A 17,135-nucleotide genomic window follows, 5' to 3' on the forward strand; every position below is an offset into this window, starting at 1 on the left:
GAAATTAAAAGACATTAAAATCAGATGCTTACATTCATTTTTTACTTTTTTATTGCTATTGTTGTTCTACAACTTTCTTACTATCTGGGTATTTTCGGAAAATTTGCTTTCGGCAAACCACAAAGCATTACACCAAAAAACATTCCTGTTTCTGTGATTGTCTGTGCCAAAAATGAAGAAGAAAACGTAAAAAAATACATTCCCTTATTAGCGGAACAAAACTATCCTGATTTTGAAATTGTTTTAATTGATGACGCCTCAAGTGATGAAACGCTGGAAGTTTTTGAAGAATTTGAAAAACAATACGATAACATCCGTTTGGTAAAAGTAGAAAATAATGAAGCCTTCTGGGGCAACAAAAAATATGCTTTGACACTAGGGATTAAAGCTTCCAAAAAAGAGTACCTTTTGTTTACGGATGCCGATTGTTATCCGACATCAAAAGACTGGATTACGGCAATGACTTCGCAGTTTACCATGAACAAAACCATTGTTTTAGGGTATGGAGGTTATGAAAGAAGAGAGCGCTCTTTGTTGAATAAATTAATTCGATTTGAAACCGTTCTGACCGCAGTACAATATTTCTCCTGGGCAAAAGTCGGCCTTCCTTACATGGGCGTTGGGCGAAATTTAGCGTACAAAAAGGAAGAATTTTTTAATGTAAATGGTTTTATTGAGCATATTCAGGTTCGTTCGGGTGATGATGACCTCTTCATCAATCAGGCTGCCAATAAAAGCAATACTACCATTTCTTTTACTCCCGAAAGTTTCACGTATTCCAAACCAAAAGAGACCTACGGAGAATGGTTTTCCCAAAAAAGAAGACATGTTTCTACCGCAAATTATTACAAAGTTTTTGATAAAATTCAGTTAGGTCTTTTTTATACCTCACAATTATTCTTCTTTTTATTAGTTATACTTCTGCTGTCTTTTCAATTTCAGTGGATCGCTGTATTGGCTTTATTGGCCACACGCTATACCATTGCATGGATTGTAATGGGATTTTCAGCAGGAAAACTGAAGGAGAAAGATTTAAAAGTATGGTTTCCTGTTGTAGAAATCATGCTTATATTCACGCAAATTAATATCTTTATAACTAATATCTTTTCAAAACCTGTACATTGGAAATAAATTCTAAAATAGAAAAAGCAAAAAAAGGCGATCAGATCGCCTTTACTTTTTTGTTGGATTTCTATTGGAATGAAGTGTACGGTTTTATGCTCAAACGTACCGAAAACGAAACTACTGCCGAAGATATTACCATTGAGACTTTCTCAAAAGCTTTCGACAAAATTGCCTCATATAATCCTGAATTTCAGTTCAACACCTGGTTAATTGCAATTGCAAAAAATGTTTACATTGATTTACTACGCAAAAAGAAAACCAATCTTTTTATAGAAATTACTGATACTGAGGACCAACAGGCCTATAATATCGCCGACACTACTCCGTCTGCTGAAGATGCCTTAATCAAAGAGCAAAACCTTTCGCGTTTACTGCAATGCATCAAAGAATTGAAACCACATTATCAGGAAGTAATTCACCTGCGTTATTTTCAGGAAATGACTTATCAGGAAATTGCACTCAAGATTGATGAGCCTTTAAGCAACGTAAAAGTAAAATTACTCCGCGCTAAAAAATTGTTAGCCGAAATCATCGAACGTAAAAGATAATTTATTATCTTTAGTTAAAGATTAAAATAGCCATGTATTTTTTCTTAAAAAATTAAAATTTCCACAAACCCTTAACATGTTCTTTTGTTTTTATTGTCCAATCAAAATTTAAAAATTTTGTTGCTTATGATTTAATGTTTACTTAACCTTAAAATCCAATCTAATTATGTCTAAACTAAGCATCTATGAAACCAAGTGGACCAATCTTGTTTTCGAAAACAAAAACAAAGAATACGGCGCGTACCAATTACGCCAGGAAAGTTCTAAAAATTCAATAACAGCTTTATTTGCAGGATTGCTAGTCATAGCAACTTTAGGAAGTGCCTCTGTTTTAATTAACAAATTGAAACCAGCAGAGATCATTGACACAATACCTACAGACCTTCCCATGGATCCTGTTGTTGTTACAAAAGTAGACCTGATTCGGGACATACCGCCCGCTCCTCCTGCACCACCGCAAAGCGCTTCGACGCCATTAACTGAAGTAGTTCAGTTTATAAATCCTGTTGTAGTGGCAGCTGAAGAGGCTGTGCAAGAGATTGCTCCGAATAAAGTAAATGCACCCGTAGTGGAAAACACTAGCGGAACAGGCGCTCCTACTACTAATATTTTACCATCAAATGGTACTGGCGGACAGGTTGCTTCAGCAGCTCCGTCCACTAATGAACCTTTGCTTGCTGCAACATTAGACAAACAACCTGAATTTCCGGGGGGAATGGCTAAATTTTACACTTTCGTTGGAAATAATTTCCAAAGACCGGAACTGGATGCTGAAAGAACTTTACAGGTTTATGTTTCTTTTGTAGTTGAAAAAGACGGTTCCTTAACAGATATCCTGGTAAAAAAAGATCCGGGTTACGGAATGGGAAAAGAAGCTATTCGTGTGCTGAAATCATTAAAAACAAAATGGAGCCCTGGTATCTTAGACGGAAAACCGGTTCGCACCGCATACAATCTTCCAATTACAATAAAAACGGAACTGGAATAACAAAACAAAGAAGCAGAATTTAGGTTCTGCTTTTTTTATGGTTTTTTAATACCCTAATTAAAAAATGAAGATCATTAAAGTTTAACTTCGATTCAACAATATCATCTTTTTTACTTTCTTTTATATTAACTCCTTTCATTATAAAATCAAAAACCAATTCCTAAAATCAGTAAAATCAATTACATTTACAGTACTTAAAGAGAATTGTATTAAAAATTAAAAACAATAAAAATGGGAATATTTTCGGCTATTCTTGGCAATGCTGGTTCAGTAAGTCAGGAAGATTTGATTAAAAAATACGGACAACTTTTAACGGATAAGGAAGAAATTGAAATGGGTTTCAAACTGATTCGCGATACTTTTATCTTCACCAACAAAAGATTAATTCTGATTGACGTACAAGGAATTACGGGAAGCAAGACAGAATACAAATCAATTGCATACAAAAGTATCACGCGCTTCAGCGTAGAAACTGCAGGTACTTTTGAACTTGACGCTGAATTGAAAATCTGGGTATCCAGTGAATTACAGCCAAGCATCGTAAAACAATTTAACAAATCAGTGAATGTGTACGATGTACAAAAAGTTTTAGCGTATCATGTTTTAGGATAGTATAAAAACTAAAACCCCGACAAATAACTTGTCGGGGTTTGTTTTTTATAGCAATCCGGAATTCTTATTTCTTCTTAGTAGTTTTCTTTGTTGCTTTCGCTTTTTTAGCCGGTACAGGAACTGTGTTTACAATTTTTTGCTGCACATAAGGTTTGTACAAACCATCTTTTTCCGCTCTTGCCTTGGCGTCGTCAGCTCTCTTTTTAGAGTCCGGGTGTGAACTCATCATCTGATCAATAAAGGAAGCTTCAGTTCCTTCGCTCATTTTGGCCAAAATCCTGAAAGCAGATTCTTCGGCATTGATGTTATACCCATTTTGCTTTAAAAAATTGTACGCAAACAAATCCGCCTCAGTTTCCTGTTTTCTGCTGTGTTTACTGTCGATTAAAGCACTCCCGATTTTTCCTAACTGGCTATCCGTTACTGACGTAATCTTTGCCGATTGCGAAGAAACACCATCAATTAAGGCTTCTTTCTGGTAAGCTGCACGCATTGCATCCCTCGAATCATTATTGGCAACGTGACCAATTTCATGTCCGATTACAGCCAGCAATTCATTATCATCCATAATATCCATCAAACCAGAATATACACGAACACTTCCGTCTGCTGTTGCAAATGCATTTACTTCTTTTACTTTATATACTTTGTAGTTTAAAGTATATCCTTCACCGGCACTGTGTTTGCCAAAAACCCTGTTTAATCGGATTGCATATCCATCTGTTGCCGGTGCAACCTGATGTTCTGCATCTAATTTTACAACTGCTTCTTTAGACAAAGCTGCAGCATCAGCATTGCTAAGGGTAAAACCTGCAACTCCTTTCTGCACTGCTCCAAGGGCTTTTTCACCAAAATTAATTTGTGCATGTATACTGGTAAAACTAAAGGCAGCAAACAAAGCACCTGATATAATAAATTTCTTTTTCATGTTTTTATCTTATTACAATTTAACAACAAATGTACTATTAACAAAATACTATTTTATCTCTTTCCGACTAATTTTATAACAAATAAAGATATAAATTTTAAACAAGTAAAATTCAAACACCTGTCAATATTGTGCATCTTAAATCAATACATAAATAAAAACCTAAACAGATCAGCATAGCTTCCTTTTTTAAATTAAAATTTTAACAATAGGGATAAATTATCTTCAACGAGTGCGTTCTCAGAATCAAAACACGCTATTCGCAAATTAACCTGTAAACAAATCTCCAAATAAACTACATTCCGTATCTTTGTGCTTTGAATTTTGATATATGGAAACAGTCATTGAAAATATACCAACCGGAAAACCTAAATGGTTAAAAGTAAAACTTCCTATTGGACAAAAATATACTGAACTTCGTGGTTTGGTCGATAAATACAGCTTAAATACAATTTGTACCTCAGGAAGCTGCCCAAATATGGGGGAATGCTGGGGAGAAGGTACGGCCACTTTTATGATTCTTGGAAACGTTTGTACCCGTTCCTGCGGATTTTGCGGTGTAAAAACCGGAAGACCGGAAACGGTAGATTGGGACGAGCCGGAAAAAGTAGCCCGTTCGATCAAAATCATGAACATAAAACATGCTGTAATTACAAGTGTTGACAGAGATGATTTAAAAGACGGTGGTTCCATCATCTGGATTGAAACTGTAAAAGCAATTCGCAGAATGAATCCTAATACCACTCTTGAGACTTTAATTCCGGACTTTCAGGGAATTGAAAGAAACATTGACAGGATTGTAGAAGCGAATCCTGAAGTAGTGTCCCACAATGTCGAAACGGTTCGCCGTTTAACACGTGAAGTACGTATTCAGGCGAAATATGATCGCAGTCTTGAAGTTTTACGTTATTTAAAAGAAAAAGGAATCAACAGAACCAAATCCGGAATTATGCTCGGACTTGGCGAAACGGAAGAAGAAGTTTTCCAGACCATGACCGATTTAAGAAATGCAAATGTAGATGTGGTGACCATCGGACAATACCTGCAGCCAAGTAAAAAACATTTACCGGTAAAAGAATTTATTACGCCTGATCAGTTTGCCAAATACGAAAAGTTTGGTCTTGAGCTGGGTTTCCGCCATGTAGAAAGCGGACCATTGGTTCGTTCTTCCTATAAAGCACAAAAACATATTTTATAGAATAAGGTTATTCGTTTAACCGGTTAATTGTTTAATCGTATTGCAATTAAGCGATTAACCGGTTAACGATTAAACAAATAAACATAAAGATTGAAAACAAGAATTGCTATAAACGGTTTTGGAAGAATTGGAAGAAATTTATTCCGTCTGCTTTTAAACCATCCTGAAATTGAAGTTGTTGCTATTAACGATATTGCAGATAACAAAACCATGTCGCATTTGATAAAATACGACAGTATTCATGGTGTTTTACCTTTTAAAGTAGGCCATGATGAAAAAAGTATTACTATCGATGGAAAGCATTTTTTATTTTTTCATGAAAAAAGCATTTCGAATTTAGACTGGAAAAGCCATTCTATAGATTTTGTGGTAGAATGTACAGGAAAGTACAAAACCCATGAGGAACTAAATGCACACATTGAAGCAGGGGCAAAAAGAGTGATCCTTTCGGCTCCTTCTGAAGTTGACACCATAAAAACAGTCGTTCTTGGAGTTAATGAAAACATTCTGGATGGAACTGAAACCATAGTTTCGAATGCAAGCTGTACCACAAACAATGCCGCTCCGATGATCAAAATCATCGACGAATTATGCGGAATTGAACAGGCATACATTACAACAATACATTCCTACACTACCGACCAAAGTCTTCACGACCAGCCACATAAGGATTTACGCCGTGCCAGAGGTGCCAGTCAGTCGATTGTTCCGACAACTACAGGTGCTGCTAAGGCTTTAACAAAAATTTTCCCTAAATTGCATGAAAAAATAGGGGGTTGCGGAATTCGTGTTCCTGTTCCGGATGGTTCATTGACCGATATTACGTTTAATGTAAAACGTGCTGTTACCATCGAAGAAATCAATACTGCTTTTGAAAACGCCTCAAATACAAGTTTAAAAGGAATATTAGATTACACAGAAGATCCGATCGTATCGGTTGATGTAATTGGCAATACAAATTCGTGCCTGTTTGACGCACAACTAACTTCCGTTATTGATAAAATGGTGAAAGTTGTTGGCTGGTATGATAATGAAATTGGCTATTCATCAAGATTGATTGATTTGATTCTGCTGATGAGAAAAGCATAAGATTCATTGTAAGAAGCACTGCGATACATGAAACACTACCTTTTAATTCTGATTAGTTTTTTCAATACGTTTTTGTATTCTCAGGGCAAACAGAATACAGACAGCATTGTCTATTATAACAGGCTGGCCAATAATAATCTTCAGGACAGGGAGTACGATCAGGCTATTTTTTTCACACAAAAATCCATTGCTTTTTGTGCTTCAAATAACAAATCGGAAAATTTAGCCAATCAGACTTTTAAGCTTGGCAAAATTTATTACAACGTCGGGAATTATGAAGATGCCCTTAAAAACTTTCATAAAAGTGTTTCTTTATTCAACAGGGTTAAGCCTACTTGTACCAAGGCCCTTGCCCTGCATTACATCGGCATAACAAATACTACACAGGGAAATTACCAAACTGCCGAGCTGTATTACAAAAAAGCGGAGAACCTTCTAAAGGAATTAAATATTGCTGATAGTGCCGAAATTTTAAGCTATCAGAAAGCAATGGCATTCAAGGCAAACCATAACTATCCTTTAGCTGTAAAAACTTTTCAAAGAATCATTAAAAAACAGGGCAACGGCTCCATTTTAAAAGCAAAAGCAGATTCATACTACCAACTGGGCCTGCTTAAAAACCAGCTGAAACAAAATGATTCTGCCATCATTTATTTTGACAATGCTTTGGAAATTAACGCTAAAAGCAATGATTTAGCCCAAAAATCAAAAATCATTCTGGCCATCAGCCAGTATTACAAAAAACAAAAGAACTTTGATCTCGCCTATTCTTATCTGAACGAACATTATCAGATTGAGAACTATATCCTAAAAATAAAAAATGCTAAATTAGACGTAAACGAGTTTGAAAAATTTAAAAAAAATCAATCGATCAACAAAACGCTGAAACGCGAGAGCGAAGAAAAAATTCAGTTAAAAACCTATCGTTACTCTAAGCTGGTGAGTATTTTAGCAATTGCCTTAATTTCAATTTTGTCCCTTTTGAGTCTGGCTTTGTACAAAAACAATATTATTCGAAATCAGAATAATATACTTTTGAGGGAGAAGAACAAGGAGCTTATCCTGGCCAAAAACAAAGCTGAAAAAGCGTCAAAGGCCAGATCTGAATTTTTGTCAACCGTAAGTCACGAACTTCGCACACCGCTAAATGCCATAAACGGAATTACACATTTACTGCTGGAAGACAATCCTAAAAAAACACAGTTGAAATACCTGGAATCTTTAAAATTCTCCGGAAATTACCTGACTACTTTTATTAACGAAATTCTCGAGATCAATAAAATTGATTCTACAAAAGTAGAAATTGAAAACATTTCCTTTAATCTGAAAGAGTTATTATTCAACATTCAAAGTTCCTTAAAAGAGTTAGCTACCGCCAATAAAAATTATTTTAATCTTGAAATAGACAAAACCATTCCGGACAATTTAATTGGCGATCCAACAAAACTTTCGCAGATTATACTCAACTTAATTAACAATGCTTTAAAATTCACACAAAACGGGCAGGTAAGCGTAATTGCGAAATTGTATGCTATCGAAAATGATAATGCAACGGTTTATTTCGAAATTGTAGACACCGGAATTGGAATTCCCGAAGATAAACTGCAAACTGTTTTTGAAAGTTTTTCTCAGGGATCCATAGAGGTGAATCGAAAATACGGCGGAACCGGTCTCGGACTTACGATTGTCAAGAAATTAATTGAACTTCTGGGCGGGGAAATAAAACTGAAAAGCGAAGTGGACAAAGGCTCTACTTTCACCTTCAGATTAGACTTCAGAATCAATAAAGAACCTCTTGAAATAAAGGAAGAAACAAAATCCTACGACGATAAACAATTAAAAAACAAATCGATCTTATTGATTGAAGACAACAAAATCAATCAGATGATTACCCGAAAAATGCTCGAAAACAAATCAATCATCTGCGAAATAATCGATAATGGAGAAGATGCTGTTGAGCTATTGAAAATAAGAAAATTCGATATGATTCTAATGGACGTTCATTTACCCGGAATCAACGGAACGACCGCTACAAAACAAATCAGGGAATTTGACAAAATCACTCCTATCATTGCCTTAACAGCTATATCGCTGGACGAAAACAGAGATATGCTATTGTCTTTCGGAATGAATGATGTGATTACAAAGCCATTCGTTCCTGACGAATTTTACAGTATTATTGCGACATTTTTTGACTAAAAACCAGGCTTGTGAGAAGCTAAGTTGCTAAGATTCTACCTTTGATTTAACATATTCCAGAATTGTGGCATCAAAATTTTGGTCATTACTAATGAACGTACTTTTTATTGGCAGGTAATACAATTGTGAGGCCAGTTTCGAATCCTTTAAGCGTACAAAATCTTTTTCTGTTGTAATGATTTTTTTAGTTCCGGCTTTCGTCTGAATGTGCTCTAAATCTGAATCAGAGAAATGATGATGATCCGGAAAAGTAAGGCATTCGTCATTTTCATTTTTTAAATAACTGAAGAATGGCGTAGGTTTTGCGATCCCGGCCAAAAGCAGTTTCGATTCGTTTTTAATTTCATTTACGGCTATTTTTTCTTCTTTGCTATAGATAAAATCATCATAATCGATAAAAGTAAAATAGATTTGCTGGGAATAATTCAGTTTCAGTTTGAGACGAATTTGTTCTTGTACTTCAACAGATAAATCACTTGGGCATTTTGTTATGATTACAATAGTAGCACGATTGGCTCCGCTCCTGCTTTCTCTTAAATTTCCGGTGGGGAGCATAAAGTCATCGGCATACAAATCGCCAAAAGACGTGAGAAGAATATAAAATCCTGCTTTTACTTTTCGGTGCTGGTAAGCATCATCTAATAGAACAACCTGTGGTTTTTTATTTTGGGAAAGCAATTGCGTAATTCCATTTGTCCTGTCTGCATCGACAGCCACCTGAATATTTGGGAATTTCTGATAAAACTGAAAGGGTTCATCTCCTAAAATTTCGGCATTGGAGCCTGCGTCAGCCAAAACGAAACCTTCTGATTTTCGCTTATAGCCCCGACTCAGCGTTGCCACTTTGTATTTATCTGACAATAACCGAATGAGATATTCAATCTGAGGTGTTTTTCCGGTTCCGCCAACACTTAAATTTCCAACCGCAATAACCGGGATATCAAATGCAGTTGCTTTCAGGATTCCTTTATCAAAAAGATAATTCCGGATTGACGTAATGAATCCGTATAAAATGGCAAACGGAAAAAGTAATTTTCGAAGTACATTCATTTTGCGAAAGTATAATTTTTTATGCTATTTTCAGATAAAGGGCTGCAATTATACCAATATAGAATTGCGCCTCAACGCATACTCCTTTCTCTGCTAGAAATAATTTCAAATCCATTTAACCTCAATAAGAACGGCAACTGATAAAAAACAATATCGCAATTAGTTTCTTAATTAATGAATAAAAAATCGTTTAATTACGTAAAACCTCATTATAATTATCATTTACCCAATAAAACAATTTTAACAAAGCTAAAGAATTAACCTTGAGTTCTTTCAATAAAATTTTAAAAATTTGTCAGAAAAAAAACCAAAAACAACAATTTATTATATTATTTTTAGAACGAATTTTCTTTAACTAATTAAAACTCCAAGTGCACGTGGTAAAGTTTAAATAGCAAGAAATCAAAAAACCTAAAACATTTATTAATACCTAAAATTTTAAAGATGAAAAAATTAAAATTAGAAAATTTAAAAGTTAAAGCACTTACAAAAGAGGAGCAGGCAAAAGTTAATGGTGGTCAACAAAAAGAAGTATTCTTATCTATTGGAACTACTTGCAGCCTTAGAAATTCTTGTGAAAGAGTTTGCGGACCAGTAATTGCTTAATCAAATATCTGGCAAAGAATAGTTTTATTTAAAACTATTCCCATTTTAATTAAGGGCTATCCATTAAAGATAGCCTTTAGCTTTTATCCTTTTAAACAAGTACAATCGGGTGAATTCTGATTAGAAAAACAAAAACGGTCATGAAATTTCTTTTTACTCTATCTTTTATTTTATTTATAAATTTTACTTTTTCACAAAAAACAATACCCGGCGAATATTCAGCAATTCATAATGATGACTATTCTTTCTTAGCTGCGAAACTTAAAAATAAAAAAATTGTTTTATTGGGAGAACAAACTCACGGTGACGGTGCCACTTTTGACGAAAAAGTAAACCTTATAAAATACCTGCATGAAAAACAGAATTACAATACCATTGTTTTTGAAAGCGGATTATATGACCAATATAAAGCATTTGAAGAATATTCTAAAAAAAAAGCGCCTGTCGCCGTGTTTGACAAAAGCATTTTAGATATATGGTCGGACACCAAAGCATTTCAAAATCTATTATTTTATATTGAGGATCGGGCCAAACAAAAAGATACTATAAAAATTTCAGGTTTTGACAGTCAGGAAGGATTGCTGTTTACCAATCATTTCATGAATGACTTAACGCAGCTGATTCAGAACAGAAAAATAACTATTACCAAAAACAGTTTCACCAGAATAGAAAAAGCATTTATTTTCAGGGATTTAGAGAACATTGCAACCAGCAAAAAAGATTCCCTTGCTTTATACCAGGATTTTGATCTGGTGGTAAATGCACTCCAAAACATAAAAAATCCTACACTTCACGAAAAAATCATAAAGCAGGTCTTTGGCAGTAAAATTTCTGATGTAAGTTTTGAAGTCCTGCAATTGCAAAGACAAAAAATTGCGGTTCAAAATCCAAGAGATGAGCAAATGGCTAAAAACCTGATCTTTCTGTCTGAACTTTATCCTAATGAAAAAATGATTTGCTGGGGTGCTTCCTATCATTTTGCAGCAAATGTAAGAGAAACCGAATTCACTGACCTCACAGAAACCTACTTACAAAATCAAGCGAATATTGAATTGAAAACGACAGGTTTTTCAGATTATATTCCGGGAGAAGGAGCAAAACTTCTTGAAGGGGGATTACCGATGGGCGGCTTCTTAAAAGACTATTTTAAAGATCAGATGTACAGCATTGCATTTTCGTCTTACGAAGGACAATACGGACGCGTGGACGATAAAACCTTCCCTATCCTTACTCCTCCGGAAAATAGTATCGAACAACAACATGTCAACAACGGATATAATAAGGTCTTTTTTGAATTTGATAAAAAAGACACCAATCTGTATTACTGTTCGGCGTTTGGAAATATTCCGATAAAAGCGAAATGGAATACCATTTTTGACGGTTTTTTATTCCTTAAAAAATCATACCAGCCCGAAACCAGAATTTTTGAGGAAGACATTCCTTCAGATGCTAAAAAAGATGTGTTTGTGGTCAACGGTAAAATAAATGATTCTAAAAACAACCGGGTAATACCCAATGCCGATATTTCAGTACTCAAAGCGAACAGAAGTATTCTGGCCAATAAGGACGGTTTGTTTTCTTTTATTATTGAAAAAGAAAATTTTAATGATAAAATGGTTATATCTGCTTTTGGATATATATCTGACACTATCAGCGTCCAAAATCTGACTGATAAAAACAAACATCAGGTAAAAATCAAACTAAAGCAATATCAGTTTCAGGGTATTGCTTTAGGGGAAGTAGTGGTAAAATCAAATCTGAAAGCATTAACTGCTGAAGAAATAGTAGCAAAAGCGCAAAGTAATGCAGAACTTAATTACTACCAGAACCCCTACAATCAAACCTTCTTTTTTCGCAATCAGGTTATTAAAAACAATGCCATTATTTCGCATGATGAATCCGTTATAGCGACTTATAACGCAGCAGGAATGAAAGGCGTAAATACGCCAGATGAAAAAATGTATGGCGAAATACAGCAGACCCGTGAAATTGTTCAGAATTCTTCAAAAAACAAATATAGCGGCATAAGTACTTTTGCTTTTCTGTTCGATCGTGACCTTGTCCTAAGCAAAGCCAATGTACTTTATAAACCTGCTGCTTACACACTAAAAAAGGAAGGTATTGTACCTTATAATGATCAGAAAGTCTATAAAATAAGTTTCCAGAATAACGCTCCTGACACCTATTCTACAGGCTACGGTTACCCGGCACCAAAAAAATCATCCGGATTTTTATACATCGACACTCAGACATTTGCTGTCTTAAAATACGAACATTGTGTAGCGAGAGAGCCTTTCGAAATCAAGAGTCAGGCGGGAAAAACTGCCCAGATGAATCATAGAATCATCATTACCTACAAATTATCGGAGGGAAAATATTTTATAAATTATCTTAATGTAACAGACAAATCAATTATTACCTCAACGGCTGATAACTCTTTTTTATATAATACGTATAATGTCAGTAACCTAATGTCAACTGAGGTTAAAACCGTAAACAGTCAAAAACTTAATCGTCCGCTTTTAAAAATCAGCCTGAACAATCCCGTTCCGGAAAATTCATATTATTGGAAAACTAACAGTTTTATCCTGCCTGATGAAAAAATCATTTTTGACGTATGTTATTAACCGGATTTCAACACAACAAAACAATGGATACCATAATTTCAAAAATAGAAGAACAAATCTGGAAGTCGGTTGGTACAGAAAAGAGAATTGGCGTACTTGACGGTCTTTCGGGGATTGCTTTATTTTATAATTACCTGATAGAAACTGAACCAAACGACGAGTATCAGGATAAATTATTTTCAATAATTGACAAGATCGGTGATTTGATTTCTGAAGAAAGCTACAATTCGTCTTTGTGCTCAGGAATAGCAGGCTACGGATGGGTTTTAGCGAAAATAAAAAATAAAAACCTGGAAATCGAAGAGAAATATTTTGAAGCGTTAGACGCAATATTGGCTGAAAGTTTACTGGAAGAGGCGGCCAAAAACTATTATGATTTTCTACATGGCGCATTTGGAATTGCCTTGTACTTTATCGAAAGGTACAAGTGTAAAAAAAACAAAAGCATAGAAGCTATTTTAACCGAATTCTCTACTACTTTAATAGAAAAAATAAACACCAATCCGGAAGTTATCTTTTCAAGTGACTCAGAGCGTCCAAATCAAAAAATGCATTACTTCGGTTTGGCGCACGGCCTGTCCGGCACTTTGAATTTCCTGGTGTACTTACAAACCAACCTGCCGGAGGTTCATCCTGGCATTCAGGAGGCAATAACCAAAATAATTGCTTTTATGAATACCTACAGGGCTTTCGACGAAGAATCCAAACAATTTTATCCCGGTCAGGTTGTAATCCATAATGATGCTGTTACAAAAGCGCGGCTGGGTTGGTGCCAGGGCGATTTAGGAATCGCAAATGCAATTCTTAATTCAGGATCCTTTTTAAAGAACACCAGTCTGAAAGAAGACGGGCATTCACTGATAAATGCGACAAAAAATATAACCGTAAAAGAATCTCTGGTTAACGATTTTGCCCTTTGTCATGGTACTTCGGGTATCATTTTACAATATTATCTAGCCTCTTTAAAAACCGATACTCCGCACCAGGAAACTATAGCCATCTGGTATGAAAACCTGAAAAAGCAAACCCTTAATTTTACCGAATTTAAAAGTTTTTTTATAGATCAGTATGTAGCCGAAACCAATATCCTAAACGGTGCCGCAGGTTTAGGACTTACTTTACTGACCATAGAAAACAAGATTCAGCCTGACTGGGCCGAGTGTTTAAATTTATATTAAGGTTCCCGCCGATCCAAATTCAAAAGCAATCTGTAAACGCTATTTCTGATAGCTCAACTACTATTTTAAAATGAAGTTTTTCAATACCGTCATCAAAAGGGTTGTGTCCTTTCCTGTTGAATCTTACACGGAAAACAGCAATGCTATTTCGAACTTTTTTTTTAAAAACGATTTATTTCAGTTATCCATTTTATTCGCTTCGAGAAGTCTGTATAATGACGTAAAAAAAAATAAATCCGATAAAACAAATCTCGCCCTGAACAAATATTTCTCCAGGGCCCATTTTAATCCGATTCCCTTTGGTCTGTTTACCAGTGTAGGTTCTTCAGCCTGGAGTGACAGAACTTCACTGTCAAAATCAAAAAAAACAGAGCTTAAAGTTGAATTTGATAACTTATATATTGCTGAAAAAATCGTCCTTCTGCATAACGAAGACTGGAAAAACTATATCTATTTTACCAATCCTTCCATTCACTTTTTAAGCCCGGAAAAAATAAGTTTTTATAAATCCCAGAAATCGCCAAACGGATCTTACGAAACAAAATATGTTGAGATAGACTACGACGAAGATATTCAATGGCTATTGGACCGATTTGGAAAGGGCACAAAGATTCAGGACGTCACCAATGATTTACTTAAAGATGATTTTTCGTTAACCGAAATAGACGACTTCCTATTGGAGATCGTCAATGCCGGGCTTATAATTAATAACGTAGCCTTTAACCCTTACAGTAAAACGACATACCAGCATTCCATTCCGTCTAGACTGATAGATCAGAACATTCATCAGCTGGAGACAAAAAAGGACTTTGAGCATTTTTCGAAAAATTATATTGAAGAACAGGATGTTTACTTGTCCGAGGAGGAAATTCACAGTACCTATTCACATTCCGTTTCATTATTTGAAAAAGAATCAGATCTCCTGGACACTGCAATACAGGAAAAATTATTAAAATATATAAAATTCAATGTAGCCTACAATAGCAATCATACCCCGATTACGAATTCGATACTTGAATTTGGAAACAAATTTTACCATAGTTTCAGCGATGGTTTTATTCCGTTAAGTCAGGTTTTCAATCCATATTCCGGATTAAAATATAGTTCCATCCAGTTAAAAAGTGAGAGCAGCCTGCATTCCGATATAATGGCTAAACTTTTAACGGCAAGCTCAAAAGAAGTATATCTTTCAAATACAAAGACTTTAGAAAACAATAAGAATCAGTTGCCAGCTACATTCAATGTCGTTTTTGAATTGCTCAATTGTAAAACTACCGGAAAAGAAATAGTGTATTGTAAGTGCGTCACCGGAACTTCTTCCCTGAATTTATTATCCAGATTCAATCATGTTTCCGAATCAGTATGCCAGGATATTGCCGGTTTTGAAAAAGAAATTTATGGTGATAAAATCGTTGCCGAAGTAAATATGATCGCTAAGCCAAGGGCTTCCAATATTATTTCTTCCCATCAATATTACGATTATACTATTCCGGTCAATACAGTTCATTCTGAAAATTCAAATCCAATTTTCTTATCAGACCTGTATGCACGTTTCAACGGGTCGGGTTTTACTCTGGTTTCTAAAAAACATCAGAAAGAGATAATTCCCAGAGTCACTTCAGCGATAAATTACGGACTTTCAGATTCCGAAGCCTACCGTTTTTTGGCAGATTTACAATCGCAAAACAATGAAGTTCACCATGTCAATTTTAATTTAAACTATTATAAAAACATAGTACTGCCCTACGTTCCCAGAATTTATCTCGAAGACGGCATTTTACTCTATCCCGCTCAGCTTTTAGTGGTAAACGACAACTATACCCTGGATGAATTCAAAAAAGCGGTATTGGAAAGCGTTGAAAAAAATGACTTTTCTAAAAGAGTTACCGTGACAGATAAAAAAGGAGAAATCATTATCGATATTGAAAACGATGACCACCTGAAAATTTTGTTCTCCAGATTCACCACAACGAACACAATCTATGTTTCAGAATCGCTCTATGAATCATTTCTGCCTGCCATAACAAGCGAAGAGAAACATTATGCACACGAATTTGTAGCAAGCGTTAAAAACACGGAATTCACATCTATAAAAAACACTTTTGACATCCCGGAAAATCCTGCTCCGCAAACCGAAAACGTTCCGCTATTGTCCGATTGGCTTTATTTTGACCTGGGTTGTAATCCTTATGCGCAAAATGATATTCTTACTACCCTCTATGATACTGTTTTATCCAGAGAGATGGCAGATCAGTTCTTCTTTGTAAGATATGATCATCCTGAAAATCATCTAAGAGTCAGATTCAGGACAACATCCCAAGAAATAAAGGAACAGATTATAAAACAAATCAACAAACTGAAGACAAGCCATTTAATTCGAAATTATAAAATTCTACCCTACGAACAAGAAGTCTATAGATATGGCGGAAAGGAATTGATGAAAGTAACCGAATCTGTTTTTAGTGAAGATAGTTTTGACACTATAACCAACATTATCAGAAACGAGCCCAATGACGAAGAAACCGCTTGTTTTTCGATATTAAAAATACAATACTATTATAACTTCTTTGACTTTTCATTAGACGAAATGATACTGCTCTGCGACGCCAATATTGACAGTTTTTCTACTGAATTTACCCTTTCTTCCGATTTAAGAAAAGAGTTAAACCAAAAATTCACAGCCATGCGAAATGATCTGGAAAATTTAAATTATGCAGACTTTCTCGAAATTCCCGATCTGAAGTCAGCGCTTAAAGAGCAGCTAGGCAAAAGCGGTTTAATCCGATCTAATTACGCCGGAGACCTTATTCACATGAGCATGAACAGGCTTTACGACAAAGAGCAGCGTTACAATGAATTCAAAAGTTATTACTGGGCAAGACTTTATTTCAATAAACTAAAGTTCACGGGAAAACCCAATTAAAACAAGGCTATCCTGTGGCTTCATTGTGATAGTATAAAATTTGGAGTACTTTTGCTCTTCACAA

At 35.2% G+C, this 17,135-nt stretch carries 13 protein-coding genes; 11 read left to right on the forward strand and 2 right to left on the reverse strand.

The features are described from left to right. Positions 1-24: 24 nt before the first annotated feature. The 4 genes from D0817_RS10670 to D0817_RS10685 all read left to right on the forward strand — a co-directional run bounded on the left by D0817_RS10670 (position 25) and on the right by D0817_RS10685 (position 3,273). Positions 25-1,131 (forward strand): glycosyltransferase, encoded by a 1,107-nt coding sequence (locus D0817_RS10670; RefSeq protein ID WP_127338386.1) that lies wholly within the window; start codon positions 25-27, stop codon positions 1,129-1,131. Continuing rightward, on the forward strand, positions 1,122-1,673 hold the full coding sequence (locus D0817_RS10675) for an RNA polymerase sigma factor (protein ID WP_127338387.1): 552 nt from the start codon (positions 1,122-1,124) through the stop codon (positions 1,671-1,673). The genes D0817_RS10670 and D0817_RS10675 overlap by 10 nt, the downstream gene beginning before the upstream one ends. A 166-nt stretch (positions 1,674-1,839) precedes the next feature. Continuing rightward, on the forward strand, positions 1,840-2,661 hold the full coding sequence (locus D0817_RS10680; RefSeq protein WP_127338388.1) for an energy transducer TonB: 822 nt from the start codon (positions 1,840-1,842) through the stop codon (positions 2,659-2,661). A gap of 231 nt (positions 2,662-2,892) precedes the next feature. Continuing rightward, on the forward strand, positions 2,893-3,273 hold the full coding sequence (locus D0817_RS10685; protein WP_127338389.1) for a PH domain-containing protein: 381 nt from the start codon (positions 2,893-2,895) through the stop codon (positions 3,271-3,273). A gap of 64 nt (positions 3,274-3,337) precedes the next feature. Here the strand turns inward: D0817_RS10685 and D0817_RS10690 are convergent, their stop codons facing one another. Next, positions 3,338-4,201, reverse strand: coding sequence for a M48 family metalloprotease (locus D0817_RS10690; RefSeq protein WP_127338390.1), 864 nt, complete (start codon positions 4,199-4,201; stop codon positions 3,338-3,340). Between the two features lie 331 nt (positions 4,202-4,532). Between D0817_RS10690 and lipA the strand changes: the two genes are divergently transcribed. The 3 genes from lipA to D0817_RS10705 all read left to right on the forward strand — a co-directional run bounded on the left by lipA (position 4,533) and on the right by D0817_RS10705 (position 8,687). Continuing rightward, positions 4,533-5,399, forward strand: a complete 867-nt coding sequence (gene lipA / locus D0817_RS10695; protein WP_047774095.1) for a lipoyl synthase — start codon at positions 4,533-4,535, stop codon at positions 5,397-5,399. A 90-nt stretch (positions 5,400-5,489) separates the two neighbouring features. Further along, entirely contained in the window at positions 5,490-6,488 is a 999-nt protein-coding gene (gap, locus tag D0817_RS10700) for a type I glyceraldehyde-3-phosphate dehydrogenase (protein ID WP_127338391.1), read from the forward strand. A 27-nt stretch (positions 6,489-6,515) separates the two neighbouring features. Beyond that, entirely contained in the window at positions 6,516-8,687 is a 2,172-nt protein-coding gene (locus D0817_RS10705; RefSeq protein ID WP_127338392.1) for a tetratricopeptide repeat-containing hybrid sensor histidine kinase/response regulator, read from the forward strand. Between the two features lie 27 nt (positions 8,688-8,714). Here the strand turns inward: D0817_RS10705 and lpxK are convergent, their stop codons facing one another. Continuing rightward, positions 8,715-9,737: a tetraacyldisaccharide 4'-kinase gene (lpxK, locus tag D0817_RS10710; RefSeq protein ID WP_127338393.1), complete on the reverse strand. Its 1,023-nt coding sequence runs from the start codon at positions 9,735-9,737 to the stop codon at positions 8,715-8,717. Between the two features lie 444 nt (positions 9,738-10,181). Here lpxK and D0817_RS25665 point away from each other — a divergent pair, with 444 nt between their 5' ends. The 4 genes from D0817_RS25665 (at position 10,182) to D0817_RS10725 (ending at position 17,071) form a co-directional block, all read left to right on the forward strand. Further along, positions 10,182-10,343, forward strand: a complete 162-nt coding sequence (locus D0817_RS25665) for a hypothetical protein (protein WP_161568426.1) — start codon at positions 10,182-10,184, stop codon at positions 10,341-10,343. Positions 10,344-10,483: 140 nt separating this feature from the next. After that, a complete protein-coding gene (locus tag D0817_RS10715) occupies positions 10,484-12,970 on the forward strand; it encodes an erythromycin esterase family protein (protein WP_127338394.1) in 2,487 nt (828 codons plus the stop codon). Positions 12,971-12,993: 23 nt separating this feature from the next. Beyond that, positions 12,994-14,148 carry a lanthionine synthetase C family protein gene (locus D0817_RS10720; RefSeq protein ID WP_161568427.1) on the forward strand — a complete coding sequence of 385 codons (1,155 nt, stop codon included), beginning with the start codon at positions 12,994-12,996 and terminating at the stop codon, positions 14,146-14,148. A 70-nt stretch (positions 14,149-14,218) separates the two neighbouring features. Further along, positions 14,219-17,071 carry a lantibiotic dehydratase gene (locus D0817_RS10725; protein ID WP_127338396.1) on the forward strand — a complete coding sequence of 951 codons (2,853 nt, stop codon included), beginning with the start codon at positions 14,219-14,221 and terminating at the stop codon, positions 17,069-17,071. Positions 17,072-17,135 lie beyond the last annotated feature (64 nt).

It is taken from the genome of Flavobacterium cupreum (assembly GCF_003996965.1).
In the GTDB taxonomy this organism is placed as follows: Bacteria; Bacteroidota; Bacteroidia; order Flavobacteriales; family Flavobacteriaceae; genus Flavobacterium; species Flavobacterium cupreum.

Bases quoted from the DNA above. Each gene is read 5' to 3' on its own strand.
- D0817_RS10670 (WP_127338386.1), top strand. From the start codon at position 25: ATGCTTACATTCATTTTTTACTTTTTTATTGCTATTGTTGTTCTACAA.
- D0817_RS10680 (WP_127338388.1), top strand. From the start codon at position 1,840: ATGTCTAAACTAAGCATCTATGAAACCAAGTGGACCAATCTTGTTTTC.
- D0817_RS10685 (WP_127338389.1), top strand. From the start codon at position 2,893: ATGGGAATATTTTCGGCTATTCTTGGCAATGCTGGTTCAGTAAGTCAG.
- D0817_RS10690 (WP_127338390.1), bottom strand. From the start codon at position 4,201: ATGAAAAAGAAATTTATTATATCAGGTGCTTTGTTTGCTGCCTTTAGT.
- lipA (WP_047774095.1), top strand. From the start codon at position 4,533: ATGGAAACAGTCATTGAAAATATACCAACCGGAAAACCTAAATGGTTA.
- D0817_RS10705 (WP_127338392.1), top strand. From the start codon at position 6,516: ATGAAACACTACCTTTTAATTCTGATTAGTTTTTTCAATACGTTTTTG.
- lpxK (WP_127338393.1), bottom strand. From the start codon at position 9,737: ATGAATGTACTTCGAAAATTACTTTTTCCGTTTGCCATTTTATACGGA.
- D0817_RS25665 (WP_161568426.1), top strand. From the start codon at position 10,182: ATGAAAAAATTAAAATTAGAAAATTTAAAAGTTAAAGCACTTACAAAA.
- D0817_RS10715 (WP_127338394.1), top strand. From the start codon at position 10,484: ATGAAATTTCTTTTTACTCTATCTTTTATTTTATTTATAAATTTTACT.
- D0817_RS10720 (WP_161568427.1), top strand. From the start codon at position 12,994: ATGGATACCATAATTTCAAAAATAGAAGAACAAATCTGGAAGTCGGTT.
- D0817_RS10725 (WP_127338396.1), top strand. From the start codon at position 14,219: ATGAAGTTTTTCAATACCGTCATCAAAAGGGTTGTGTCCTTTCCTGTT.